The organism is Pseudomonas sp. GL-B-19, assembly GCF_019956415.1.
In the GTDB taxonomy this organism is placed as follows: Bacteria; Pseudomonadota; Gammaproteobacteria; order Pseudomonadales; family Pseudomonadaceae; genus Aquipseudomonas.
In genome coordinates, this window is the sequence record NZ_JAHBDK010000020.1 from 38477 (window position 1) to 64150 (window position 25674).

Consider the following 25674-nt stretch of genomic DNA (forward strand, 5'->3'; position numbering starts at 1 on the left):
CATGCGCTGGGTTTGTATTCTCTTCCCGCAATTGGCGCTGGACGCGGTATTGCGTCAGCGCCCCGATCCCGATGAGCCGCTGGCGCTGCTGACCGGCCCGGCACAACGCCGGGTGTTGCAAGCAGTCAACGCGTCGGCGCGGGCGCTGGGCTTGCGTCCGGGGCAGTCGATGACCGCCGCTCAGGCCTTGAGCAAAGGCTTTGCCACGGCCGAATACGACGCCGCCGAGATCGAGCACTGGCAGCAGTTTCTGGCAGCGTGGGCCTATCGTTTCAGCTCTCAGGTCAGCGTGCATTACCCGCGTGCCGTGGTGTTTGAAATCGAATCCAGCCTGGGCTTGTTCGGGTCGTGGCCAGCGTTTGAGGTGCGGTTGCGCGCCGAGCTCGGCGAGCTGGGTTTTCGCCATCGGATCGTCGCTGCGCCCAACCCGGTGGCCGCGCGGGTGTTGGCCAACGTGTATGACGGGCTGGTGGTGCCGGACAACGAAGCCTTGCAGCACCATCTCGGGCAATTGCCCGTCGACCGCATCGCGTTGGAACCCGTGGTGGCCACGGCGTTATCGCGCATGGGCTTGCGCACCTTGAGTCAGGTGCAGGCGCTGCCACGACAGAGCCTGGCCCGGCGTTTCGAAGCCCAGGTGCTCAAGCATCTGGACGCGTTGACGGGCGAGCGGCGACTGGCCCTGGCGTTCTACCTGCCGCCGGATCGTTTCGACGTACGCATCGAACTCAACTTTGACGTGCAGTCGCATCAGGCGCTGCTGTTTCCGCTGCGCCGGTTGACCGGCGACCTGTCGGCCTTTCTCTGCGGTCGGGACAGCGGCGTGCAGCGTTTCGACCTGCACCTGGAACACGCCGGTTTACCGGACTCGGTGATCAAGGTCGGCCTGCTCAGCGCCGAACGCGATCCGGCGATGCTCTTCGAACTGGCCCGGGGGCGACTGGAACAGGTTCAGGTCGAAGCCCCGGTGCGCGGTTTCCGCCTGTGTGCCGAAGACTTGCCGAGCTTCGTCCCGCAGTATCAGGAACTGTTCGATGACCGCCCGCAGCAATCCTTGCCGTGGGAGCAACTGCGCGAGCGCTTGCGCGCGCGGCTCGGAGATGAGGCGGTGCATGGCTTGCGCTTTCAGGCCGATCACCGGCCGGAATGCGCGTGGCAGGCACGGGTCGACAGTCAACTGTGCGCGGGGTTGCCGGGTGTGCAACGTCCGGGCTGGTTGCTGACGGAGCCGCAGGTGATCCACGAAGGCTCGACCCGCATTCTCATGGGCCCGGAGCGCATTGAATCCGGCTGGTGGGACGGCGCCGATGTGCGCCGCGATTACTACCTGATCGAAACCCGTTCCGGCCAGCAGGGCTGGGCTTATCGGGCGGTGGGTGAGGGCGGTCCGCTGTGGCTGCAAGGCTGGTTCGCATGAGTGTCGGTTATGCCGAGTTGCACTGCCTGTCGAACTTCAGCTTCCAGCGTGGCGCCTCCAGTGCCCTCGAACTCTTTCAACGGGCAAAAAAGCACGGCTATCAAGCGCTGGCGATTACCGATGAGTGCACGCTGGCCGGCATCGTCCGCGCCTGGCAAGCGGCGAAGTCGGTGGAGTTGCCGCTGATCATCGGCAGCGAAATCCGCATCGAGAACGGCCCGAAACTGGTGCTGCTGGTGGAGAACCTTGAGGGCTATCAGACCCTGTGCCGGCTGATTACCCGGGCACGACGCCGTACGCAGAAAGGCCAGTATCAGGTGCTGCGCGAAGATTTCAGCGAACCGATGCCGGGGCTGTTGGCGTTGTGGGTGCCGGACACTGTCGATGACTTCGAAACGGGCCACTGGTTGCAACAGACCTTCGCCGAACGCCTGTGGTTGAGCGTCCAGTTGCATTGCGGTCAGGACGATACCCGACGCCTGGAGGCGTTGCTGAGCCTGGCGCGGGAGTTGCGGATTGCCGCCGTGGCCAGTGGCGATGTGCACATGCACACCCGTGGCCGACGGGCCTTGCAGGACACCATGACTGCGATCCGTCATCACCTGCCGGTCGCCGAAGCCGGGCTGCGCCTTCATCCCAATGGCGAGCGGCATGTGCGCAGCCTGGAGGTGTTGCAATCGATCTACCCGCCAGCCTTGCTCGATGAAACGTTGACCATTGCCCGGCGCTGCACCTTCGACCTTGGCCAGTTGCGTTATCAGTATCCACGGGAGTTGGTGCCGCAAGGCCACAGCGCCGATTCCTGGCTGCGCGAATTGACCGAACGCGGCATTCGCGAGCGCTGGCCCCAAGGGGCGAGCGAGAAGGTGCGCGGGCTGATCAACAAGGAACTGGGGCTGATCGCCGAGTTGGGCTACGAAAGCTACTTCCTGACCGTTCAGGACATCGTCGCCTTCGCCCGGCGCGAGAAAATTCTCTGTCAGGGCCGAGGCTCTGCGGCCAACTCAGCGGTGTGTTTCGCCTTGGGCATCACCGAGATCGACCCGGACCGGATGAACATGCTGTTTGAGCGCTTTCTTTCCAAGGAGCGCAACGAGCCGCCGGATATCGATGTGGACTTCGAGCACGAACGTCGTGAAGAAGTCTTGCAGTACATCTTTCAGCGCTATGGCCGCACGCGCGCGGCGTTGACGGCGGTGGTCAGCACCTACCACGCGGCCGGCGCGGTGCGTGACGTGGCCAAGGCATTGGGTTTGCCGCCGGACCAGATCAACGCCTTGGCCGATTGCTGCGGCCACTGGAGTGATACCACGCCGCCCGTGGAGCGCCTGCTGGAAGGCGGGTTCGACCCCGAAAGCCCGGTGCTGCGCCGGGTCTTGAGCTTGACGCAGCAGTTAATTGGTTTCCCCCGGCACCTGTCCCAGCACCCCGGTGGCTTCGTGATTTCCGAGCAGCCTCTGGACAGCCTGGTGCCGGTGGAAAACGCTGCCATGGCCGAGCGCACGATCATTCAGTGGGACAAGGACGATCTGGACGCGGTCGGGTTGCTCAAAGTGGATATTCTGGCGCTGGGGATGCTCAGCGCGATCCGTCGTTGTTTCGATCTGCTGCGTCGCCACCGAAACCTTGACCTGAGCCTGGCGACGATCCCGTCCGAAGATCCGGCCACTTACGACATGATTGGCCGTGCCGATACCATCGGCGTGTTCCAGATCGAGTCCCGGGCACAAATGTCGATGCTGCCCCGGCTCAAGCCCCGCAAGTTCTATGACTTGGTGATCGAGGTGGCCATCGTTCGCCCCGGCCCCATCCAGGGCGGCATGGTCCACCCGTATCTGCGCCGCCGGAACAAGGAAGAGCTCGAAAGTTATCCCTCCGAAGAGTTGCGGGAGGTGCTCAAGCGCACCCTCGGCGTGCCGCTGTTCCAGGAACAAGTGATGCAGATCGCGATCGTCGCCGCCGACTACAGCCCCGGCGAGGCCGATCAGTTGCGGCGTTCCATGGCGGCCTGGAAACGCCACGGCGGGCTGGAACCGCACAAGGATCGGCTGGCTGCAGGGATGAAGAAAAACGGCTACACGGCCGAGTTCGCCGCGCAGATCTTCGAACAGATCAAAGGCTTTGGCAGCTACGGATTTCCCGAGTCCCACGCCGCCAGTTTCGCCTTGCTGACCTACGCCAGTTGCTGGTTGAAATGCCACGAACCGGCGGCCTTCGCCTGTGCGCTGATCAACAGCTGGCCGATGGGATTCTACAGCCCGGACCAGATTCTTCAGGACGCGCGCCGGCATCATTTGCAGATTCGCCCGGTGGACGTGCGCGCCAGTGACTGGGATTGCAGTCTCGAGCCGGTAATCGGTGCGCAACCGGCGATTCGCATGGGGTTGCGGATGATCAAGGGCTTTCGCGAGGACGATGCCCGGCGCATCGAAGCGGCGCGCTCACGCGGGGTGTTTGTCGACGTCGCCGACCTGGGCGAACGCGCGCGACTCGACGCCCGCGCCCAGGAGCAACTGGCCGATGCCGGTGCACTGCGGGGGTTGGCCGGTGACCGGCATCGGGCGCGCTGGGAGGTGGCAGGGGTTCAAAAGCAACTCGGTTTGTTCGTCGGCCTGCCGAGTCAGGAAGAGGACGTCGTGTCATTGCCCAAACCCAGCGTCGGCGAAGACCTGCAAGCCGATTACGCCAGTGTCGGCACCACCCTCGGCCCGCATCCGCTGGCGTTACTGCGCGGTGAACTGAACGCCCGGCGCTGTCGCAGTTCGCAAGAACTGATGGCGGTCGAACACGGGCGCCCGGTCAGCGTCGCAGGCCTGGTGACGGGGCGGCAACGTCCGGGTACAGCCAGTGGCGTGACCTTCGTGACCCTGGAAGACGAGTTCGGCAACGTCAACGTGGTGGTCTGGCGCGACTTGGCCGAAAGGCAACGCCAGGTGCTGGTCGGTTCGCAATTGCTCAAGGTCGATGGCCGCTGGGAAAAGGAAGGCGAGGTTCGCCACCTGATTGCCGGACGCTTGAGCGACCTGAGTTCATTGCTGGACGGCATCAGCGTACGCAGCCGGGATTTCCGCTGAATGCGAAATTTGTTGCTGCCGCAGATCCCCCTGTGGGAGCGAGCCTGCTCGCGAAGAGGCCTGTCATTTGGCATTGATGTCGACTGACGGACCGCCTTCGTCGGAACGCCGCCCGGAGACAAGCTCGCTCCCACAGGTTGGGTGGTGGCTGATCATTTGGTCTCTGGCCAAAACCGCTCCCCACCCCCCGGCGCTTCCGTCCATGCTTGCAGCGAGCGGGTCGGCAAATCGAAATAGTCGCGGGTTCGCGCATAACCATGCCCGCCCATGCGCCCAATCGCATCCAGTCCCAACTGATCGATGTACAGGGTTTTCGGGTCGATCAGTTCGTCGCGCACATGCGCCATCAGCACCTCGCCAAAGATAATCTCCCGCGATTGCCCGATGGACAGCGCCATCATCCTCCGACATTCCAGTGCCACGGGCGCTTCGCCGATCCGTGGGCATTTGACCGTGGTGCCGGGAATCGCCGTCAGGCCCGCCGCCGTCAATTCATCAAAACCGGGAGCGAAAGGCACGGCGCAGACGTTCATGGCTTCGACCAGCGCGTCGCTGACGATATTGACGGTGAATTCCTGATTGAGCTGGATGTTGCGGGTGGTGTCCTTGGGGCTTTGATCGCCGTAGTTTTCCACGCCCAGCGCCAGAATCGGCGGGTCAGCCGACAAGGCATTGAAGAAGCTGAACGGCGCCGCATTGATCCGGCCTTCGCCATCGATAGTGGTGACCAGCGCAATCGGCCGTGGCACCACGCTGCCGATCAGAATCTTGTATTTGTCCCGTGCACTCAGGGTACTGAAGTCGAAGCTTTGCATAGGCAGATTTCTCTAAATAAGGGGATCAATGGCGCTCAGTGGCGCCTGTGCGCTGTAGTCGTCGGCGAACGGGATGGCCGGCTTGAACAGGCCTTTCCAGTCCGGTCGGCCAAAGGCCCGGTCACTGTGGCTGCGCATCAGTTTTTCGAATTGTTGTTGGGCCTGGCGTTGCAGGGCGGGGTAGTCGATGCCTTGCACCTGGCGGTCCTGCATCACGCAGCGGCCATCGATGTAGCTGGCGATACAGTCATCACCACGCCCGGCCAGGACCAGGTTTTTCAGCGGATCGAACAACGGTCCCAGGTGCTGACCGCGAAGGCTGAACACCGTGATGTCGGCCTTGGCTCCCGGCGCCAGACGGCCGAGATCATCGCGGCCCAGGGCCTTGGCACCGCCAAGCGTGGCGGCGTTGTACAGATCCAGCGTGCTGGTGAGCGAGTTGCCGCCCTCCATCAGGCGGGCGATGTTCAACCCCAGGCGCATGTTCTCCAGCAGATCTGCCGGCCAGGTGTCGGTGCCCAGCGCGAAGTTGATTCCCTTGGCCCGATAGCGCCCGAACGAGTTCAGCGCTTCACCGTCGCGGGCAAAAACCACCGGGCAATGCACCAGACTCGCGCCACCGTCCACCACCCGTTGCAGGTCGTCGTCGCCGCGGGTGTAGATGCCATGGGGCAGCAGACTGCGTGGGGTCAGCAAGTCCAATTGCTGCAACCAGCCCAACGGTGACGCACCGCGAAGCTGCTCGACCATCGCCACCTCGCCCAATCCCTGACAGCAATGCAAACGCATCGGTGCGTTCAGTTCGCGGCTCAGTGCAGCGGTGCGTTGCAGCAGCGCCGGGGTGCAGGTTTGAATACGGTCAGGCAGCAGCGCGCCACGAATCAAGTCACCGTGCGTGCCATCGAAATCCTTGAAAAAACGCGTCGCCGCTTCAAGCCCGGCCAATCCCCGGGTTTCATCCCAGTGATGCCCGAGGCTGCCATCGGCCCGCCAGTAACTCATGCCGCTCATGTAGCAAGGACCGAGGTACGTGCGCAGCCCCAGTTCCACCGCCACGTCCGCCACGCCAGCAAATTCGTCGTAGGTCTCGGCCCACTCGCGGTAGTACATCGAAGTGATCGGCATGGCGGTGGTGATGCCATTGCGGATCAGCTGAGTGAAGGCGTAACGGTATTTGAAGACCTCTTCGTCGGCGCTGTAACTCTCGCGCGGACCGGCCGCCAGATAGTCTTCGGACCACATCCGGCCCATGTCACGCTCATCGCCGTTGTCTAGGGTCAGCACCGTGGAATCGAGATCGCCCAACGCATCCAGATCGATGAAGCCTGGCCCGATCAGCGCGTTGCCATAGTCAATCCACTGATCCACCGGGCCCACAAACTCGCGCCCGACAAACACAATGCGCGAGCCTTCGAACACCACTTCGCCGTCGCGCCACAGCACATGCTGCGTGCCGTCGAATCCGACCACGCAACTGGCTTTCAGGCCGATGCGTTTCACAAGCGGCTTTCCAGCAAACGACCACCAGAGGCGATCAACTCACCACCGCGATACACCTGCCGCAGCGGCCGCGAAACCACCGCTTCACCCAGGGTCTGCACCGACATCAGCAAAAAGTCCGCCGGCTGCCCGATCTCCAGTCCATGACTTTCACAACCCAACGCGCGGGCGCCATTCACCGTAGCGGCCTCAAACGCCGCCGCCAGTTCATCGTCCTTGTTCAAGTCAAACCGGAACGCCAGCAGCATCGCCCGTTCCAGCATGTCGCCGTTGCCCATTGGCGACCACGCGTCGCGAATGCCGTCCGAGCCCAGGCACACGTTCACCCCGGCCTCGCGCAGCGCCAGAAATGGCGGCACCGCGCAATCGGCCGGCGCAGAACTCATCAACGAAATACCCAGCGCTGCCAGCCGCTCGGCCACCGGCTTGACCTGACTCCACGGCTGCATTCCCAAGCAATACGCATGGCTGATCATCACCCGACCCTGACGCCCGAAGCGCTCGGTGTAGTCGGCAATCAACGCGATCTGCCACAGGCCCAGTTCACCTTTGTCATGCAGGTGAATGTCGACACCACGGTCGAACTCGCTGGCCAACTTGAAGACGAAGTCGAGTTGAGCAATCGGATCGTTGTCGATACCGCAGGGATCGAGTCCACCGACGTTTTCCACCCCCAACGCCATCGCTTTGCGCATCAGTTCGGCGGTGCCGGGACGGCTGATCAGACCGGTTTGCGGAAACACCACCAGTTGCAGGTCGATCAAATCGCGGTAGGTTTCGCGCAGCTGTTGCATGGCTTCGACGTGATGCAGGCCGAATTCCGGGTCGATGTCGACGTGGCAGCGCATCGTCAATGAGCCACGGGCGATACAGTTTTCCAGCAGGGCGCCGGCACGCTGGGCGATGGGCGCTTCGACTTCCCGCAGCACCCGGCGCTCGTTGGCGATGTAGTCCTTGAGTGTCGGGCCGGCGCTGTTCGGGCGCCAGGGTTGGCCCCAGAGGGTTTTGTCGAGGTGGACGTGGCTTTCGACCAGGGTTTCGGTGAGCAGCTGGTGTTGGCCGTCGATGTCGGTGGCGGTCAGCGGGGTGCTGGAGGCCGGCCGTCTGTCCCTGAACAGGCCGTTTTCAATCAGCAGGTCTTCGGCGGGGGCGCCGTGGGGGCGCACGTTGCGTAGCCAGCGGGGGTGGGTCATACAAACCTCTGATTCTGTGTTGTGTGGGAGGGCCTCATCGCGAGCAGGCTCGCTCCCACATTGGAATGCGGTCACTTGTGGGAGCGAGCCTGCTCGCGAAGGCCGCGACTCGGTCTCGGATCAGCCCTTGAGCTTCGACCAAACCCGGTCCTGCAGCTCCCGCGCCTTGTTGCTGCATTCCTTTTCAGGCCGCAAGCGCGAGGCGAATTCGTCGGGCATGTTGATCGCGTCCATGACTTTCCATTTGGCGTCGAGCAGCTTGTCGCTCTGGATACCATTGGCGTAGGCAATGGAATTGGACACGGCAGCGGCGTTTTCCGGTTTCATCATCCAGTCGATGAAGATCTTCGCATTACCGGGGTGCGGGGCGCTTTTCGGTACGGCGAAGTTGTCCTGGAACATCGCCAGGCCTTCACGCGGATAAACGTATTTGATGGTGCTCTTCTGCAACGTGGCCCGGGCGGTCGAGCCGTTCCAGTTTTGCATCATGATCACTTCACCGGAGGCCATGCGGTCGACGGTGTTGTCCGAGCTGTACATCTTCAGGAACGGTTTCTGTTTCTGCAGCAACTCAAGGATGCGCTTGGCGTCCTGTGGGTCTTCGCTGCATTCGTCGACGTTCAGGTAATGGCTGGCGGCGTTGATCACGCTGCTGGAGGTGTCGAGGGCGGCCAGTTGCCCTTGCAGTTCCTTGCGCGGTTCGAAGAACTCTTTCCACGAGTCATCCAGCTTACCGCCGGGCACCCGCGCACTGTCATAGGAAAACCCGGTGGTGCCCCACAAGTACGGCGCCGAGAACTTGCGGCCGGGGTCGAAGCTCGGGTCGCGGAATGCCGGTTTCACGTACTGGAAGTTCGGCAGGGCGGAGGCGTCGATTTCCAGCAGCAAATCCTGGTTGATCAAGGTACGCATGATCGACTGCGACGGCACGATCACGTCATACGCCGCGCCACCGGCCTGCAATTTGGCCAGCAGGGTTTCGTTGCTGTCGTAGCCGTCCATGGTGACCTTGATCCCGGTCTCCTTTTCAAACTTGGCCAGCAGGTCGACCGGGTAGTAATCCGTCCAGTTGTAGAAGAACAGCTCCTTGGGCTCGGCGGCCTGTGCGGTAAAAACGGTGAAGCAAGTGAGGGCCAGACCGGCGACGCCGTAACGCATGCTTTTCAATTTCATGACAGAACGCTCCAGACTCATTGGTTTTTGCCGCGCTGTCCCAGCCAGAAGGCCAGCACCACCAGCACGATGGAAATCAGCAGCATCAGGGTCGAGATCGCATTGATCTCCGGCGTCACGCCGGCCTTGATCGCCGAGAAGATGTACACCGGCAAGGTCGTCGAACCCGGGCCGGCCACAAAGAAGGTCATGATGAAATCGTCGAGGCTGACCACGAATGCCAGCACCGAACCGGACAACACCGCCGGCCACAGCAGCGGCAGCGTCACCCGGCGAAACACTTGCCATGGGTTGGCATACAAATCGTTCGCCGCCTCCAGCAAGCTCTTGTCCAGGTCGTTCAACCGCGCGCGGATCGGCAGGTAAGCGAAGGGAATGCAAAAGCCGATGTGCGCGACGATCACCGTCAGCAGACCAAGCTTGATCCCCAGCGCCATGAACAGCAGCAGCGTGGCCACGGCGGTGACGATTTCCGGCAGGATCAGCGGCAGGTTGATCCCGCCCTCGACCATTTTCTGGCCATAAAACGGCCGGTAAGTCGCCAGCGCGGCGAGCAACGCAATGGCCGTGGCGCAGATCGTGGCGATGCTGGCGACGATGATTGAGTTCAGTGCCGCCGTTTGAATCGATGGGTTGGCGAGGATCCGTCCGTACCAGGCGAACGAGAACTCGGTCCACACCGTTGCCGAGCGGTTGGCGTTGAAGCTGTAGGCAATCAGCACGAAGATCGGCACGTACAAATAGGCCAGGATCAACAGGCTGACTTCGCGGGTCAGCGGCAGTTTTTTCAGGTGCAGGGCGATCATGCGGTGGCTCCCCGGCGAAGTGTTTTGGCGGCGCTGCGGCTATAGAGGGCGTAACCCACCAGCGACAGCAGCAGAATCCCCAGCAACAGGAACGACAGCGAACTGCCCAGCGGCCAGTTACGCGCGGTGCCGAACTGTTGCTGGATCAGGTTGCCGATCATCAGCGTCTTGCCACCACCCAAAATCGCCGGAGTGATGAAGGCACCGAGGCTCGGCACGAACACCAGCAATGCACCGGCAATCACGCCGGGCATCGACAGCGGCAGGATGATCCGCTTCAGCGCGTGCCAGCGATTGGCGCCGAGGTCGTAGGCGGCTTCCACCAGGCGCCAGTCGAGTTTTTCCAGGGTCGAATAGATCGGCAAAATCATGAACGGCAGGAAGCTGTAGACCAGCCCGACGCTGACCGCGAAGTCGTTGTAGAGCAGGGTGATGCCACCGGCCTGCGGGAACAGCGCGTTGAGGCTTTGCGCGACCCAGCCGTGCTCGCGCAGGATGATCAGCCACGCGTAATTGCGGATCAGCAGGTTGGTCCAGAACGGGATGGTGATCAGCAACACCATCAGGTTGCGTCGACGCGGGGTCAGGCTCGACATCCACAGCGCCACAGGAAAACCGAACAGGAAACACAACACCGTGGTGCCGCCGGCCTGGAACACCGAGCGGATCAGCGCCTGGGCGTAGACCCAGTTCAGTTCCAGTTCACCGTCGAAACCTTCCTGGAAAAACAGCTGCACGTAGCTGTGCAATTGCCAGTTGGCCTGCCAGTCGACACCGCCATACACGTTGCGCGGCAACAGGCTGATGTAGCCCATGATGCCGAGCGGAATGGCGATCAGCGCCAGCAAGGTCAGAACCACCGGGCTGAGCAACAGCGCACGGTTGAGGGCGGGAGAAGTGCTGCTGACGCTCATCTCAGGCCTCCATCAGCAGGCAGGCATGGGGCGGCAGATTGACCGCGACGCGATCACCGACCACTCGGCCACGGTTCAGGCCCTCGTTGTTTTCGCGCAACATCACCTTGATGTCGTTGTTCAGGCGGCATTGGTAAAGGGTCGCTGTGCCGACGTACAACACTGCTTCGATCACGCCGCGCAGGTGATGTGGTTGTGTCGGGTCGACTAGCTGAGAACGTTCCGGGCGAAACGCCAACTGCACGGCCGCGCCGTCAAAACTCTGGGCCGGGCAGGGGATTTCCACCGGCATGCCGTTCGGCACAAAGAGTTTTTCGTTTTGCTGACCGCGCTTGAGGTGGCCGGGGAGGAAGTTGATGTCGCCAATGAACTGCGCGACAAACTGATGATTCGGGCGCTCGTAGATATCGTTCGGCGTGCCGATTTGCAGGATTTTGCCGGCGGACATCACGGCGATCCGGTCAGACAGCGTCAGGGCTTCTTCCTGATCGTGGGTGACGAAAATGAAGGTGATCCCGGCTTCTTTCTGTACGCGCTTGAGTTCGACCTGCATTTCCTTGCGCAGTTTGAGGTCCAGCGCCGACAGCGGTTCGTCCAGCAACAATACTTTGGGTTTGGGCGCCAGCGCCCGGGCCAGTGCCACTCGTTGCTGCTGACCGCCAGACAATTGCGCCGGTTTGCGCTGGGCCAGGTGTTGCATTTGCACCAGGGTGAGCATCTCATCGACGCGCTGGGCAATTTGCTTGCGATCAAGACCCTGCATCTCGAGGCCGAAGGCGATATTCTGCGCGACACTCATGTGCGGAAACAGCGCGTAACTCTGGAACACCGTGTTGACCCGGCGCTTGAACGGCGGCAAGTGATTGACCGGTTCGCCCGCGAGGCGAATTTCGCCGTCGCTGACATGCTCGAACCCGGCGATGGTGCGCAGCAAGGTGGTTTTACCGCAGCCGGAAGGGCCGAGCAGGGTGAAGAATTCGTTGTCGGCAATGTCGACTGAAACGTTGTCGAGGGCTGGAGCCAGCCCCGGATCGTCGGAATACCGCTTTGATACATTACGCACTTCGATAGCTATTGGTTGACCCATAATGGTGCAATCCTCTAATTATTGTATGCAATATCTGGATGCAATCTACAAATAACCGGATTAATCTGCTGGTGCAACCCCCTTTTTCAATGGCAGTTCATCGCCAGGGCCGGTTGTTTAGCGCTAAAGGAGTGTTGAAATGACCGAGAAGAAACTCGAGACCACAGTCGACCGCGTCTACCAAGGGGTTTACGAGGCGATCAGCAAGCGTTCATTGCGTCCGGGCATGAAGCTTGGCGAGGCCTCGCTGGCCGAGCTTTTTAATGTCAGCCGGACATCGGTTCGTGCCGCGCTCAAACAATTGGAAGCCGATGGGTTGGTGACGACAGAGCCCAATAAAGGTGCATCGGTGTCGTTGCCCAGCGACGAAGAGATCCGTTCGCTGTTCGAAACCCGGCGCTTGATCGAGATCGGTATCGTCAGCGAGCTGTGTCGTAGGCGCGATACTGCCGTGACCCAGGACCTGCGCGATCACCTGTTGCTGGAGGACGAAGCGCATCGCAGCGGCGACCATGAACGGCTGATTCATTTGCTCGGCGAGTTCCACATCAAGCTCGCGCAAAGCCTGAACAACCCGGTGCTGCTGGACTGGTTCCGCAAGCTGATTTCCCGCGCCTCGCTGTATGCCGCCGCGCTGGATGACGACAGCCACGAGGCGTGCCGCGATGACGAACACTTGCGGTTGATCGAGTACATCGAAGCCGGCAACCAGAGCGCCGCGATTGAACTGACCTGCATGCATTTGAACGGCATCGAGAAGGCCATTCTCGACGTCGCCGCCACGCTGAAAACCGGCTACCACCCGCTCAAGCACCTGATTGAGGTGTGACCCTGTAGCTGACACTCCGCTGCTTTCCTGTAGGAGTGAGCGGGGTGGCCGCGGAAGACCCGAAGAATCAGCTAACCTCTATGAAACCATTTGACGTCGGCGATGCTCGAAACAAACGGGCCGCGCCGTCTTCACACAGTCGCGATCCCTAGTGTCAGTTCATCTACAGGGACTAAGAGCCAGTCAATGCAGTTTCTAGAGGAAAGCCACGGGTGTGCCGGCTGGGCCGGGGAAATGGCCGGGCGTATTCGCGCGTTCGACTGGTGCCAGACCGAACTTGGCAGCCTCGACACCTGGCCCGCGAGCCTGTGCAGCGCGGTGCAATTGATGCTCGCCTCACCACTGCCGATGGTGATGCTGTGGGGCCGCGCCGGGTACATGATCTACAACGATGCCTACTCCAAATTCGCCGGCGGCCGTCATCCTTACTTGTTGGGTTCCCCGGTGGAACTGGGCTGGCCGGAAGTCGCCGAGTTCAATCGGAACGTGGTCGATACCTGCCTGGCGGGCGGCACCTTGTCCTACCGTAATAAAGAGCTGGTTTTGCTGCGCGACGGCATCCCCGAAAACGTCTGGCTGGACCTCTATTACAGCCCGGTGACTGATGATGACGGCAAGCCGGCCGGGGTCATGGCGATGGTGGTCGAGACCACTGAGCATGTCATTTCCGAACATCGCCGTCAGGCCGCGGAAGACGCCTATCGCGCCGACAACGAACGGGTTCGCCTGGCACTCAATGCCGGGGCCTTGCTCGGCTCGTTTGTCTGGGACATCAAGGCCAACAGGCTCTCCGGCGACGAGCGCTTCGCCCGTACTTTCTCCTTTCCCGCTGATCAGGATCTGACCAACCTGCCCCCGGATGTCGCCGAAGCCAGGATCCATCCCGACGACCTCAGTTGGGTGCAGGAACAGGTCAATCAATCGGTAGAAACCGGCGATGCCTTTAATGCGGAGTATCGGGTGCTGCGCCCGGATGGCAGTTATTTGTGGGTGCAGGCGAGTGGCTGTTGCGAGTTTAACGAACAGGGCGAACCGTTCCGCTTTCCCGGCGTATTGATCGACATCCATGAACGCAAGACCGCCGAAGAATCCTTGCTCAGGTTCACGCGCAACCTGGAGCAGCGCGTCGCCGATGAAGTCGAAGCGCGGCTGGCTGCCGAAGAACAACTGCGCCAATCACAGAAACTCGAAGCCATCGGCGGCCTCACCGGTGGTGTGGCCCACGACTTCAATAACCTGTTGCAGGTGATCGCCGGCAACCTGCACTTGCTGGCGCGGCACGAACCGGACAACGCCAACGTGCAGCGCCGGGTCAGTGCATCCATTGCCGCCGTCGAACGTGGCGCCAAATTGTCTTCACAATTGCTCGCCTTCGCCCGTCGCCAGCCACTGTCGCCAGCCGTCTGCAATCCAAAGCAGGTCTTCGAAGGTCTGGCTGAAATTTTGCAGCGAGCGCTGGGTGAAACCCTCCAGATCAAGGTGAATGCCCCGGATGAACCCTGGCACATCTTTGTTGACCGCAATCAACTGGAAAACGCCATTCTCAACCTGGCGATCAATGCCCGAGATGCCATGAAAGGTGAGGGGACCATCGGTCTGAGTGCCGAGCACATCACCCTCGACCAGAGGTTTTGTGCCGGCAAGGGCATCGTGGCCGGCGACTACGTCTGCGTTGCGGTGGCGGACAGCGGTGTTGGCATGCCACCCCAGGTGCTTGCGCAGGCCTTCGAACCGTTTTTCACCACCAAGGCCGACGGCCAAGGCACGGGGCTGGGGTTGAGCATGGTGTTCGGTTTCGTCAAACAGAGCGGCGGGCACATCGAGATCTCCAGCACCGAGGGACACGGTACTCGGGTGCAGTTGTACTTTCCGCGTAGCCTGAGACTGGCGCCCAGTGAAACAACACCGCAAGATGCGCAGCAGCGCGGTGGTCATGAAACCATTCTGGTGGTCGAAGACAACGAAGCGGTTCGCACCTCGGCAGTGGAATTGCTGCGTGAAGAAGGCTATCAGGTGTTGACGGCGGCCAACGGCGATCAGGCGATGCAGAGGTTGCTGGAAGGCATGGCAGTGGACCTGATTTTCACTGACGTGGTCATGCCCGGCCTGATCAAAAGCTCTGACCTGGCGGCCTGGGCCAAGGTGCAATCTCCCCCGGTGGCCGTGTTGTTCACCTCGGGCCATACCCGTGACATTATCTCGCGCAATCACCAACTCAGCCCCGACACGCATTTGCTGAGCAAACCCTACGACCCCGAAGCACTCACCCGAATGGTTCGCACAGTCCTCAATGGCTAATCCCCCCTGTGGAAGATCAACAGAAACCAACTGTGGGAGTGAACCTGCTCGCGAAGGCGTAGTGTCAGCCGACATAAATGTTTAATGACACACCGCCTTCGCGAGCAGGCTCGCTCCCACAGGGGTTTGGTGTACTTTCTAAAAACTGATTAAGTCCATCCGAATTCCGCGCGATGCGCTGGTGGTGTTCACCGGGGTCTCGGGCTCAGGCAAGTCTTCCCTGGCGTTCTCGACGCTCTACGCCGAAGCGCAACGCCGCGATTTTGAATCCGTGGCGCCTTATGCGCTGGAGGTCGGGGTTTGGGCAAAGGTTTTATCGCATTTGCGACAGGACGACGAACGGGCACCGCTGGTCTGACAGGTGGTCGACAGAACGCTCAATCCAAGGCCATTCTGATAGTTGGTGAACGCAATCCATCGCGTTTGCTTCCGATCATCAAAACGGAGGTGTTCCATGCCGGTGCCCCATGACCTGTTTCAGGACTTGAAGGTTTCAAAGGAAGAGATCCAGCAAAAACGCACCAAGGATCCGTTACTGGATTCACTGATCAACAAATACTCCCAGGCGGACGCTGAAGTGGTGAAGGCCGAGACTGCATCATCCGATGCGCCCAGTGATGACGTGTTGAAGAAGCTCAAGGAGAAGCGCTTGCAGGTCAAGGACAAGATCGTCCAACAATTGCAGGCATCGTCCTGACGCGCCGTCTCGAGCCACCGACGACCGGTGTCGCAAAATTTGGAACGGGGTGAAAACCGGCACCTCGTAATTGAAGAGTCATCATTAATGACTCCCAGAGAGGTGCCTTATGTCTGGTCCCAGATTTCCGAGTGAAGAGCAGGGCGGGTATGACCCGATTCCGACTCATCCTGAGCGGTTGAGCCCGAACCAGATCACGACCCATCCGGATCTAGAGGATGATGACCCCGAGCGGGGGCATAAGGAAACGGCTGACGACGCAGATTCCGAATAATCCACACATCCCCCTGTGGGCCAACCCGCCCTTGTGGGAGCCGGGCTTGCCCGCGATGGCGGCCTGCCTGATACATTTATTTCGCCAGTGCCGCCGCCATCGCGGGCAAGCCCGGCTCCCACATTTTGAACTGTGTTATTTCTGGAGGGCGGTGCTGAGTGGCAGCCGCGCCATGTTCGTTGCCTCCAGCGACCCGAAATACAGCCAGTCCCCATACTCACGCACCGTGGTGATCGGTGAATAATTACCTGTGCTGGCGTCCTGCAAATTGGCAATCACTTTGCCGTCCAGGTCCAGCCCCAAGGCAAAGGCCCGCTTTTCCACCGGTTTAGGCAGCACCGTCATCGCCCGGGCAATCATTTTGCGCACGAAAGGGTGCGGCGCCGTGCGGTCGAGCAGCCCGCTACGCGGCGCGTAGAGCGCCACCCAGAAGCGGTCGTGACCGTTGAACGAAAGGTTGTCCGGCAGTCCCGGCAAGTTGTCGATAAACAGGTCATGCGTGCCGGCTTTCGGCCCGGTCAGCCAATAGCGGCTGATCCGGTAAGCGCCGGTTTCGTTGACCAGTACAAAGCTGTCGTCCGGCCCCAGCGTGACGCCGTTGGCGAACTCCAGCTTATCCAGCAAAACGGTGGTTTTCCCGGTCTGGAAGTCATAACGCAATAAACGGCCATCGCCGCCATGTTCGATGATCGCCTCGCCATCCTTGCCATAGCCCCACCGGCTGGAGGCGTCACTGAAATAGGCGAAATGTCCGGACGTGTCGATGGCCACGTCATCGGTAAAACCAAAAGGCACATCGCCAGCCGTGGTGGCCAAGGGGATCAATTGGCCTTGGGCATCCAGTGAAAGCAGCCCTTTAACGGCGTCTGCGATCACCAGCAAACCATTGGGGTGACGCGCCAGGCCCAAGGGTCTGCCGCCGGTATCGGCCAGCACTTTGGTTTCTTTGCCGTCGATGCTCGTGCGAATCAACCTGCCGTCATGCAGGCCGGTGATCAGCGTGTCGCTATCCAGCAGCAGCGCTTCCGGCCCCTCAATGTCAGCCGGTCCGACACGCTCCACGCCTTTGAGGCGCTGATTGTCGGCGTAGACGCCGCTGGTGAGGGAGGGCGCCGGTGGCGGATTCCAGGCGACCGGTTGCACCTTGGTCGGGAACAGCAACAGGAAGGCGCAAAGGGCAATCAAGAGCAGTGCCAGCAGATGTCGGAACTTGATGATTTTTCTCACACGTTGGCTCCGGCGGGTGTCAGTTGTTTTTGCGCCATCTCCCGCAAGGCCAGCATCGATTCGGCGGATTCACGTTCGATGCGCCGTTTGAGCAACAGCTGATTGGCAATGCGCATCCCGACACCTGCGAACTGATATTCCAGGGTGCGGATAAATTGCGTGCCATAACCCGCGGCCGCGCATTCGTAAGTCACCACCAGCGACAACCCGTGATCACCCCTCGCCTGGGCGCTCCAACGGCGTCCCGGCAGGTACTCGTTGACCTCCCAACTCAGGTGCCCGTCGCGGCCGCCGGCCCTGATGTCTTCCTCAAACCGTGAGCCTGCGTGCAACGGTCCGGCCTGACCGTCAACCTTGAGGGAAGACGGATGCCACTCCGGCCAACGGGTGACGGTGCTGGCGTAGGCGAGCACGTCAATCGGGCTTCCTGCGATAGCGATCTGGTGCTGCATGCGGGTCATGGGCGTTCTCGTCAAGGGCAGGGGGGCATGATCCGGCTCCCAGTAGAGGGTGCCGAACAGGTAATCCATCAGCGGAAACACGATGTTGAAATTGCGCTCCTGCATCAGCTCGCGGCGGTGATGCAGTTCATGCAGGCGGCGCATCTGACGAATCCACGGCAATCGCGTGACCAGATTGCCGGGTGGCAGGTGCTCGCAGGCATGAAACACTTCATAGGTCAGGTAACCCAGGACCAGACAGCCGCCCACCAAGCCGGCGACGTTGGCATCAAACCGGTCAAGCAGCCACCACAGGGGCAGGGCAATGAAACAGGTGTACACCACGATCAGCCAGGCTGGAAACAAAATCACTCGCCAGTCCCGGGCGCTGTCGTAGGTCATGTTGCCGGGTGCGAAAAAGCTGTGATGGTCGCCGGCATGACGGGCGTAGAACATCCGCGCAAAGCTCTTTTTGTGATGACCCAGATGTCGATGCACCCCGTACACGCCGAAGTTGAAGAACAACAACGTGACCGGCACCGCCAGCCATTCCAGCGGCTTGACCTGATGCACGGTGCTCCAGAATCCGCCGATGGCCAGCACCCCGAAAACCAGCACAAAAGCGCCGTGCAGCCACGGGTTGTAGAGGGGATGAATGTCGGCGCGATAGCGGCTGCGGAATGCCTGGATGGTCTGCCTCACTGCGCTCACCTCTGGTTATTGTTATAGCCAGCAGATTAGCTGATCTGCCCGCAAAGGCTTGCGCAACTAGAGGACACAAACGCCATGATCCGGTGTGTTCAGCTCAGCGGATTCCAGCGCTGTGACCAGTCGTCATCGGACTGGATCACCTCACGCAGCAAATCGAACGCCCGTTGCAGGGTGACCGAGTCGCGATCGCGCGAATACACCAGGTAGGTCGGGTAATTGAATTCCGGGGCCTTGGGCACGGGTTCCAGTACACCGCTTTGCACATAACTCTGGACCACGCGTGTGCGGAAGTAGCCGCTGCCGCCGTTTTCCAGGATGTACTGCAAACCGAGCGGGCCGAGGTTGAAGCTCAAAGCGGCTTTGGCTTTTTCCGGCAGAGCCGCATCGTGCTGGCGACGGAATTCCGAGCCCCAGTCGATGTATACGTATGGGTCGGGTTTGCTGGCCAACCGCACCAGCACCAGTTTTTCTTCCAACACCTGCTCGACTTGCAGGCGCGGCCAGTACTGCGGCTGATAGACCAGCGCTGCATCCAGCACGCCCAGCTCCAATTGCCGCAAGAGATTTTCGCCGTCGCGGATTTCCATGCGCAGGGCGTGGCTGGGAATCTTCTCGCGCAGTTCGCCGGCCCAACGGAGCATCAACGGATTGCACAGGCTGACCTCGCCACCGATGTGCAGCACATCACGGTAACCCTCAGGCAGCGGCAAATCCCGGCGTGCCGCTTCCCAGGTCTCGACCAGTTGATTGGCGTACACCACAAAGGCCTCGCCATTAGGCGTCAGACGCGCGCCGGCGCGGTTGCGCACGAACAGCGTGCTGCCCAGATGGCTTTCAAGCTTCTGCACACGCGCGGTGATCGCGGTCTGGGTGACATGGAGCTTCTCCGCCGCCGCGGCGAGACTGCCGTGGCGGACAATTTCAAGAAAGGTGCGAGCGAGGTCGATGTCCATGGGCAAGCCGGTGCGAAAGGTGCGGCCATTGTAAACGGATACCGCTGGAACCGGCGTATGTAGCAGCTGGCGAAGCCTGCGTTCGGCTGCGCAGCAGTCGTGAATCCGGCTATCTCGGTCTGTCTGAAACACCGCGGTGCCTGATTTAGCGACTGCTGCGCAGCCGAACGCAGGCTTCGCCAGCTGCTACAGGGGGTGTTCAGATAGGTAGCGTGCCAACGCACTACACTGCAAACGTCTCCCGCCCTGCGACCCCACCCATGACGGCAAAGCACGCAGCAAACATCCTCGATACCACTGAAGGCCAGCGTCTGGCGGGCGCTGATGCCGAGGCATGGCGCGAATGGGGGCCTTACTTGAGTGAACGCCAATGGGGCACGGTGCGCGAAGACTACAGCGCCGACGGCGATGCATGGCGCTATTTTCCTCACGAACACGCCCGCAGTCGGGCCTATCGGTGGGGCGAGGACGGGCTTGCCGGGTTTTGCGACAAGGCTCAGCACTGGTGTCTGGGGCTGGGCTTATGGAATGAGCGTGACCCGATTCTCAAAGAGCGTCTATTTGGCTTGAACAACGCAGAAGGCAATCACGGCGAGGACGTCAAAGAGCTGTATTTCTACGTCGATGGCGTGCCCAGTCATGCCTACATGCGCATGCTCTACAAGTACCCGCAGGCCGAATTTCCCTACGCGGACCTGGTGGCCGAAAATGCCCGCCGTGGCTTGGCCGATACCGAGTATGAAATCCTCGACACCGGCGTGTTTGAAGACAACCGTTATTTCGACGTGACGGTGGAATACGCCAAACAGGCGGCAGATGACGTCTTTATGCGCGTCACCGTGCACAACCGATCCGATCAGCCAGCACGGCTGCACGTGTTGCCGCAGCTCTGGGCACGTAACACCTGGAGTTGGGCGGCCGACGGGCTGCGACCGAGCCTAACTCTTAGCGGTGATGAGGTCCTGGCTCGGCACCCGCAACTCGCCGATCGGCAGGTCAGCGCCTGGGGCGAGGAAGACTGCCAATGGCTGTTCTGCAACAACGAGAGCAACTTCCCCAAACTGAATGGCGTGGCGGCGAGTGGTCCATTCAAGGACGGCATCAATGATTTTCTGGTCGCTGGCAACAACGATGCGATCCGCCATGACACTGGAACCCGGGTAGCAGCGCATTTCGCCCTGACGTTCGAGGCGGGCCAAAGCCGATGCGTCTACCTGCGTTTCGCCCCGACCGGCGCGGCTCGGGTCAATGCCACAACACTATTCGAGCGGCGTCGCGCTGAATCCGATGATTTTTACGCGGCCCTGCAAGCCGGCATCGGCGATCCGGATGCGCGCAATGTTCAGCGTCAGGCGCTGGCCGGGTTGCTCTGGTCGAAACAGTTGTATTACTTCGACGTCAATCAGTGGCTCGACGGCGATCCGGCGCAACCTTCGCCCCCTTCCGGGCGTTCGCACATCCGCAATACGCATTGGCGACATCTGGCGAATTTCGACATCGTCTCCATGCCCGACACGTGGGAGTATCCGTGGTACGCCTCGTGGGATCTGGGTTTTCAGGCTGTGGCTTTCGCGCTGATCGATCCTGGATTTGCCAAGCATCAATTATTGCTGCTGGTCAAAGACCGCTTCATGCACCCCAACGGCCAGTTACCAGCCTACGAATGGCGTTTCGACGACGCTAACCCGCCGGTTCATGCCTGGGCTTGTTGGCGGGTGTATCAGCAGGACAAGGCGCTGACCGGCACAGGGGACATGGATTTCCTCGAGCGAATCTTCCACAAACTGCTGCTGAACTTTTCCTGGTGGGTCAATCGCAAGGATGCCGAAGGCCGCAACCTGTTTCAGGGCGGTTTTCTGGGGCTGGATAATATTGCGTTGTTCGATCGTTCGGCGCTATTGCCGCCCGGATATCAGCTGGACCAGGCCGACGGTACGGCGTGGGTCGCCGCTTATGCGCTGGACTTGATGCGCATCGCGCTGGAGTTGGCCAAGCGCAACAGCGTGTACGTCGATATAGCGGTGAAGTTCTTTGAACATTTCCTCTACATCGCCGGGGCAATCAATCGGGTCGACTCCGACGCCGAAGGGCTGTGGGACGAGCAGGACCAGTTTTTCTATGACGTATTGCACCGACCCGGTGGTGTGAACGAACCGCTGCGTTTGCGCTCGATTGTTGGCCTGATGCCTCTGTTTGCCGTGCAGGTGCTGGAGCAACACGAGCATGAAGGATTACCCGGATTGCGTGAGCGTTTGCTCGGTTTTATGCGTCACCGCCCGGATCTCGCCAGCCTGGTTTCACGCTGGACCGAACCTGGCGAAGGCAACCGGATGCTACTGGCATTGTTGCGTGGCGAGCGCACCAAGGACCTGCTCAAACGCATGCTCGATGAAAGCGAGTTTCTCTCCGGGTTCGGTATTCGCTCATTGTCCAAGGCCTTCGCCGAACAGCCTTTCGGCCTGCAAATCAATGGTGAACGGCTCTGTGCCCATTACGAGCCGGCAGAATCCGAATCACGCTTGTACGGTGGCAATTCCAACTGGCGCGGGCCGGTGTGGATGCCGATCAACTACATGCTGATCGAATCCTTGCGCGAGTTTCATCGTTATTACGATCAGAACTTTTCGGTGGAATACCCTACGGGGTCGGGGTTTCTGGCGTCACTGGAAGAGGTCGCCGACCGCTTGAGTCAACGATTGACCAGGCTTGTCCTTCGCGATGAAACGGGCAATCGGCCGTCAATGGCGGCGTATCCGCAGTTACAGGCGGATCCCGCCAGTCGCGATCTGGTGTTGTTCCATGAGTATTTTCACGGGGAAACCGGACGCGGACTGGGGGCCAGCCATCAGACGGGTTGGAGTGCGCTGATCGCGTTGTTGTTGCAGCCATGATCTTCTGCCCGGCACGAGCCCCTGTGGGAGCGAGCCTGCTCGCGAAGGCGTCCTGTCACTCAACATTGATGTCGACTGACACGACGCCTTCGCGAGCAGGCTCGCTCCTACAGGAGAGGCGGTGTTTGCTGGTCATTGTTCAAAACGCAAAACAGGAACAGCCAAACGCGCCCCAGAAGCCCTGAAAGTCACTGACTGGCGCGGAGGATAGTCGCGCCCGCTCATGGCTGTGCGCATGCACCGCGCAAGCGCCTGCGCATTGATGCACCTGCGCTGTCATCGGTGCCAGATGTTTCCAGTGCCCTGGCACCTTGGTGACCGGCGACCATTCAGGCACCACAGGAATCGGTGGCGGCCCGAGTTTTTCGAACTCGCTGGTGGCATGAACAATTTTGCCGTCGACAATGGTCAGCACCGACTCGATCCATTTGATCGCCTCATCTTCGATGTGGAAATAGTCCGCCGACAGTGCAATCAAATCCGCCAATTGCCCGACTTTGATTTGACCCTTCTTGCCTTGTTCGGAGGAGAACCAGGCGCTGCCGTGGGTGAAGAGCTCCAGGGCCGTATCGCGGCTCAAGCCTTGCGGGTACAGCTCCAGTCCGCCGACAGTGCGGCCGCTGACCAGCCAATACATCGAGGTCCAGGGGTTGTAGCTTGATACGCGCGTGGCGTCGGTGCCGGCGCCAACCGGAAGGCCCTCGGCCAACATGCGGGCGATGGGTGGTGTGTGTTCGGCCGCTTTAGCACCGTAGCGATCGACGAAATACTCGCCCTGAAACGCCATTCGGTCCTGAATTGCAATGCCGCCGCCCAAGGCTTTTACCCGTTCGATGTTCTGCGGCGTAATTGTTTCGGCGTGGTCGAAAAACCACGGCAGACCGTTAAACGGAATGTCGCGATTAACCTTCTCGAACACGTCGAGCATGCGGCTGATGGATTCGTTGTACGTCGCGTGCAAACGGAACGGCCAGCGCTGTTCCACCAGATGCCGGACCACCGGTTCCAGTTCCTGCTCCATGGTTTGCGGCAGGTCCGGGCGCGGTTCGAGGAAGTCTTCGAAGTCCGCCGCCGAGAACACCAGCATTTCCCCGGCACCGTTGTGCCGCAGGAAATCGTCGCCCTGGCCGTAGCGAGAAGTACTGGTCCAGTTTTTGAAGTCGGTCAATTCTTCCTTGGGTTTTTGGGTGAACAGGTTGTACGCGATGCGTACCGTGAGTTGTTGGTCTTTGGCCAGTTGCTGGATGACTTGATAGTCGTCGGGATAGTTCTGATAACCGCCACCGGCATCGATAGCGCTGGTGATGCCAAGGCGATTGAGTTCGCGCATGAACTGACGGGTTGAGTTGACCTGGTACTCCAGCGGTAATTTGGGCCCCTTGGCCAGGGTCGAGTAGAGAATCATCGCGTTCGGCCGGGCGATCAGCATGCCGGTGGGATCGCCATTGGCATCGCGCTGGATTTCGCCGCCAGGTGGGTTCGGCGTGTCGCGGGCGTAACCGACCACCCTCAGGGCGGCGCGGTTGAGCAGGGCGCGGTCGTAGAGGTGCAGGACGAACACCGGGGTGTCCGGCGCTGCTTTGTTCAGTTCATCGAGGGTCGGCATGCGTTTCTCGGCAAACTGGAACTCGTTCCAGCCCCCGACCACCCGGACCCATTGTGGTGTGGGGGTGCGATCGGCCTGGTCCTTGAGCATGCGCAAGGCATCGACCAGCGACGGCACGCCTTCCCAGCGCAGTTCAAGGTTGTAATTGAGGCCGCCCCGGATCAAATGCAAGTGCGAGTCATTGAGGCCGGGAATCACCGTGCGACCGTGCAGGTCGACGATTTGCGTACCGGGGCCTTGCAGGGCCATGGCCTGGGCATCGCTGCCGACCACCACAAAGCGACCGTCCTTGATCGCAACAGCGCTGGCCTGGGGTTTTTTACGATCAACGGTGTGCAGGCGTCCGTTGTACAGAATGAGGTCGGCCGGGATATCGGGCATGGTCTTACTCCCTGCGAATAGCGGGCTGATCCAAACACCGACAGCACCAGCCGAAAGGCCTTGGAGTACACGTCGGCGGTTAAAACCGTCAGGGTCGTCAGGCGGGCTCATGGCCGCGCTCCGCGTAAAATCAGTCGGGGGCAAACAGCCGATCTCTGACGCATGCGGCCAGAAGGAATATAGACGCTGAATCTGCAGTGGGGCGTTTTCCGGGGGCGGAAAACGACGAATCCCGCCACAAGGGGCGGGATTCGTTGATAGCCAGACAGGTTCCCGAAGGTCGGGAACCGCCGTCTTAGCTCGGGAACAGCTCGGACAGTTTCATCGCCAGCATCATGTCGCCTTCAGCGCGCAGTTTGCCGCCCATGAACGCTTGCATGCCGTCGGTCGAACCGTCAACGATGCCTTGCAGGGTTTCGCCGTCCATGACCAGGGTCACTTGAGCGTCATCATTCACGCCTTCTTGCAGCTCGCAGGTGCTGTCTTTGACGATCAACGAGAAGTTCTTTTCTTCGTCGATGCGGAAACCGAATACCAGGTCCAGACCGGCAGCAGCGGCTGGGTTGAACTTGGCTTTCATTGCTTGTACGGCATCAGCTACGGAGGTCATGGTTCGATCCTTTCTTGGGTAATTAGAGCTGGGTGATTACAGCCAGGGTCACAATAATCCGGACTCAGCGAAACGTGATGAGTTCCGGGGCCTTCAGCAGTTGCAGGTGTGCATGACTGTTGAAGGAAGCCAGTGCCACCTCGCGACCACGGAACTTCAGGTGGTGGAGCGAGGTGTTGACGATTTGCCAGTTCAGCTCAAATGCCTGCCTGGCAGGCATTTGTGTAATGAGGTGGAGCAGGGCCGTGATGGTGCCGCCGGAGGTAAACACGGCGATTTTCTGGGTGTTGTCGGCGCTTTCCAGGATTCGCTGCAGGCCGCCTTGCACGCGTTCGACAAAGCCCGGCCAGCTTTCCAGTCCCGGCGTGTCATAGGTGCCGGCGAGCCAGCGTTCGATGATCAGGGCAAAGATGCGCTGGAATTCGGCGCGGTTTTGCGCGGCGTTGCGCAGGATGTCCAAGGCTTCAGGCTCATCGTCGAGCATGGCCGGCAGCAGCGCGCGGATCACCGCGTCGGCGTCGAACTCATTGAAGGCGCGGTCAATTTCAAGGGGCGGCACCGGCAGGCCCACGGCGGCATACTGTTCCAGCGCGCTATTGGCGGTATGTTGCTGACGGCGCAGGTCACCCGAGAGGCAGCGATCGAAGCTGATACCCAGCTCGGCCAGGTACTGGCCAAGGATTTCTGCCTGGCGAATACCGGTCGGCGACAGGACGTCATAGTCGTCTGCACCAAAGGAGGCCTGGCCATGTCGAATCAAATAGATACTGCCCACGTC

The 25674-nt window shown here is 60.7% G+C and carries 21 protein-coding genes; 8 read left to right on the forward strand and 13 right to left on the reverse strand.

All coding sequences use genetic code 11. From position 1 onward, the window contains the following. The first annotated feature begins 1 nt into the window (after nt 1). Both KGB06_RS06875 and KGB06_RS06880 read left to right on the forward strand, forming a co-directional pair. Complete coding sequence (locus KGB06_RS06875; protein ID WP_223513091.1) at nt 2-1417, forward strand: Y-family DNA polymerase; 1416 nt, start codon at nt 2-4, stop codon at nt 1415-1417. Then, the gene (locus KGB06_RS06880) at nt 1393-4491 is read left to right on the forward strand and encodes an error-prone DNA polymerase (protein ID WP_223513093.1); all 3099 of its coding nucleotides are present in this window, start codon (nt 1393-1395) and stop codon (nt 4489-4491) included. Before KGB06_RS06875 ends, KGB06_RS06880 begins: the two co-directional genes overlap by 25 nt. Nucleotides 4492-4643: 152 nt before the next feature. On the opposite strand, the gene KGB06_RS06885 is transcribed toward KGB06_RS06880, so the two are convergent. The 7 genes from KGB06_RS06885 to KGB06_RS06915 all read right to left on the reverse strand — a co-directional run bounded on the left by KGB06_RS06885 (nt 4644) and on the right by KGB06_RS06915 (nt 11979). Beyond that, nucleotides 4644-5306 carry a flavin reductase family protein gene (locus tag KGB06_RS06885; protein WP_223513095.1) on the reverse strand — a complete coding sequence of 221 codons (663 nt, stop codon included), beginning with the start codon at nt 5304-5306 and terminating at the stop codon, nt 4644-4646. Between the two features lie 12 nt (nt 5307-5318). Continuing rightward, entirely contained in the window at nt 5319-6806 is a 1488-nt protein-coding gene (locus KGB06_RS06890; RefSeq protein ID WP_223513098.1) for an amidohydrolase family protein, read from the reverse strand. After that, the gene (locus KGB06_RS06895) at nt 6803-7999 is read right to left on the reverse strand and encodes an amidohydrolase family protein (protein WP_223513101.1); all 1197 of its coding nucleotides are present in this window, start codon (nt 7997-7999) and stop codon (nt 6803-6805) included. The genes KGB06_RS06890 and KGB06_RS06895 overlap by 4 nt, the downstream gene beginning before the upstream one ends. Nucleotides 8000-8119: 120 nt before the next feature. Further along, a complete protein-coding gene (locus tag KGB06_RS06900; protein WP_223513104.1) occupies nt 8120-9172 on the reverse strand; it encodes an extracellular solute-binding protein in 1053 nt (350 codons plus the stop codon). Nucleotides 9173-9189: 17 nt separating this feature from the next. After that, on the reverse strand, nt 9190-9978 hold the full coding sequence (locus KGB06_RS06905; protein ID WP_223513107.1) for an ABC transporter permease: 789 nt from the start codon (nt 9976-9978) through the stop codon (nt 9190-9192). Next, nucleotides 9975-10892, reverse strand: coding sequence for an ABC transporter permease (locus tag KGB06_RS06910; protein WP_223513110.1), 918 nt, complete (start codon nt 10890-10892; stop codon nt 9975-9977). The genes KGB06_RS06905 and KGB06_RS06910 overlap by 4 nt, the downstream gene beginning before the upstream one ends. Before the next feature lies 1 nt (nt 10893). Next, entirely contained in the window at nt 10894-11979 is a 1086-nt protein-coding gene (locus tag KGB06_RS06915) for an ABC transporter ATP-binding protein (protein ID WP_223513113.1), read from the reverse strand. Between the two features lie 139 nt (nt 11980-12118). On the opposite strand from KGB06_RS06915, the gene KGB06_RS06920 reads away from it, so the two are divergent. From KGB06_RS06920 to KGB06_RS06940, 5 genes are all read left to right on the forward strand, one after another. Then, nucleotides 12119-12808, forward strand: coding sequence for a GntR family transcriptional regulator (locus KGB06_RS06920; protein WP_084323454.1), 690 nt, complete (start codon nt 12119-12121; stop codon nt 12806-12808). A 186-nt stretch (nt 12809-12994) separates the two neighbouring features. Further along, nucleotides 12995-15106 (forward strand): PAS domain-containing sensor histidine kinase, encoded by a 2112-nt coding sequence (locus KGB06_RS06925; protein WP_223513115.1) that lies wholly within the window; start codon nt 12995-12997, stop codon nt 15104-15106. Between the two features lie 184 nt (nt 15107-15290). Next, a complete protein-coding gene (locus KGB06_RS06930; protein WP_223513918.1) occupies nt 15291-15464 on the forward strand; it encodes a hypothetical protein in 174 nt (57 codons plus the stop codon). Between the two features lie 96 nt (nt 15465-15560). Then, the gene (locus KGB06_RS06935) at nt 15561-15803 is read left to right on the forward strand and encodes a YdcH family protein (RefSeq protein ID WP_150781221.1); all 243 of its coding nucleotides are present in this window, start codon (nt 15561-15563) and stop codon (nt 15801-15803) included. 109 nt (nt 15804-15912) lie between these two features. Then, nucleotides 15913-16077, forward strand: a complete 165-nt coding sequence (locus KGB06_RS06940) for a hypothetical protein (RefSeq protein ID WP_223513116.1) — start codon at nt 15913-15915, stop codon at nt 16075-16077. A 135-nt stretch (nt 16078-16212) separates the two neighbouring features. Here the strand turns inward: KGB06_RS06940 and KGB06_RS06945 are convergent, their stop codons facing one another. The 3 genes from KGB06_RS06945 to KGB06_RS06955 form a co-directional block, all read right to left on the reverse strand. Further along, on the reverse strand, nt 16213-17304 hold the full coding sequence (locus KGB06_RS06945; protein ID WP_223513121.1) for an SMP-30/gluconolactonase/LRE family protein: 1092 nt from the start codon (nt 17302-17304) through the stop codon (nt 16213-16215). Next, nucleotides 17301-18446, reverse strand: a complete 1146-nt coding sequence (locus KGB06_RS06950) for a sterol desaturase/SRPBCC family protein (RefSeq protein ID WP_223513124.1) — start codon at nt 18444-18446, stop codon at nt 17301-17303. The genes KGB06_RS06945 and KGB06_RS06950 overlap by 4 nt, the downstream gene beginning before the upstream one ends. A gap of 98 nt (nt 18447-18544) precedes the next feature. Beyond that, nucleotides 18545-19408 (reverse strand): LysR family transcriptional regulator, encoded by an 864-nt coding sequence (locus KGB06_RS06955; RefSeq protein ID WP_223513126.1) that lies wholly within the window; start codon nt 19406-19408, stop codon nt 18545-18547. Between the two features lie 260 nt (nt 19409-19668). Between KGB06_RS06955 and KGB06_RS06960 the strand changes: the two genes are divergently transcribed. After that, entirely contained in the window at nt 19669-22299 is a 2631-nt protein-coding gene (locus KGB06_RS06960) for an MGH1-like glycoside hydrolase domain-containing protein (protein ID WP_223513128.1), read from the forward strand. A gap of 139 nt (nt 22300-22438) precedes the next feature. On the opposite strand, the gene KGB06_RS06965 is transcribed toward KGB06_RS06960, so the two are convergent. The 3 genes from KGB06_RS06965 to KGB06_RS06975 all read right to left on the reverse strand — a co-directional run bounded on the left by KGB06_RS06965 (nt 22439) and on the right by KGB06_RS06975 (nt 25671). Continuing rightward, a complete protein-coding gene (locus tag KGB06_RS06965) occupies nt 22439-24277 on the reverse strand; it encodes an amidohydrolase (RefSeq protein ID WP_223513871.1) in 1839 nt (612 codons plus the stop codon). 304 nt (nt 24278-24581) lie between these two features. Then, complete coding sequence (locus tag KGB06_RS06970) at nt 24582-24896, reverse strand: SCP2 sterol-binding domain-containing protein (protein WP_223513131.1); 315 nt, start codon at nt 24894-24896, stop codon at nt 24582-24584. A 64-nt stretch (nt 24897-24960) separates the two neighbouring features. Then, on the reverse strand, nt 24961-25671 hold the full coding sequence (locus KGB06_RS06975) for a histidine phosphatase family protein (RefSeq protein WP_223513133.1): 711 nt from the start codon (nt 25669-25671) through the stop codon (nt 24961-24963). Nucleotides 25672-25674 lie beyond the last annotated feature (3 nt).

Excerpts from the sequence above, each read along its gene's own strand:
- KGB06_RS06940 (WP_223513116.1), top strand. The coding sequence starts at position 15,913 with ATGTCTGGTCCCAGATTTCCGAGTGAAGAGCAGGGCGGGTATGACCCG.
- KGB06_RS06935 (WP_150781221.1), top strand. The coding sequence starts at position 15,561 with ATGCCGGTGCCCCATGACCTGTTTCAGGACTTGAAGGTTTCAAAGGAA.
- KGB06_RS06895 (WP_223513101.1), bottom strand. The coding sequence starts at position 7,999 with ATGACCCACCCCCGCTGGCTACGCAACGTGCGCCCCCACGGCGCCCCC.
- KGB06_RS06925 (WP_223513115.1), top strand. The coding sequence starts at position 12,995 with ATGCAGTTTCTAGAGGAAAGCCACGGGTGTGCCGGCTGGGCCGGGGAA.
- KGB06_RS06920 (WP_084323454.1), top strand. The coding sequence starts at position 12,119 with ATGACCGAGAAGAAACTCGAGACCACAGTCGACCGCGTCTACCAAGGG.
- KGB06_RS06960 (WP_223513128.1), top strand. The coding sequence starts at position 19,669 with ATGACGGCAAAGCACGCAGCAAACATCCTCGATACCACTGAAGGCCAG.
- KGB06_RS06915 (WP_223513113.1), bottom strand. The coding sequence starts at position 11,979 with ATGGGTCAACCAATAGCTATCGAAGTGCGTAATGTATCAAAGCGGTAT.
- KGB06_RS06955 (WP_223513126.1), bottom strand. The coding sequence starts at position 19,408 with ATGGACATCGACCTCGCTCGCACCTTTCTTGAAATTGTCCGCCACGGC.
- KGB06_RS06885 (WP_223513095.1), bottom strand. The coding sequence starts at position 5,306 with ATGCAAAGCTTCGACTTCAGTACCCTGAGTGCACGGGACAAATACAAG.
- KGB06_RS06905 (WP_223513107.1), bottom strand. The coding sequence starts at position 9,978 with ATGATCGCCCTGCACCTGAAAAAACTGCCGCTGACCCGCGAAGTCAGC.
- KGB06_RS06970 (WP_223513131.1), bottom strand. The coding sequence starts at position 24,896 with ATGACCTCCGTAGCTGATGCCGTACAAGCAATGAAAGCCAAGTTCAAC.
- KGB06_RS06875 (WP_223513091.1), top strand. The coding sequence starts at position 2 with ATGCGCTGGGTTTGTATTCTCTTCCCGCAATTGGCGCTGGACGCGGTA.
- KGB06_RS06900 (WP_223513104.1), bottom strand. The coding sequence starts at position 9,172 with ATGAAATTGAAAAGCATGCGTTACGGCGTCGCCGGTCTGGCCCTCACT.
- KGB06_RS06910 (WP_223513110.1), bottom strand. The coding sequence starts at position 10,892 with ATGAGCGTCAGCAGCACTTCTCCCGCCCTCAACCGTGCGCTGTTGCTC.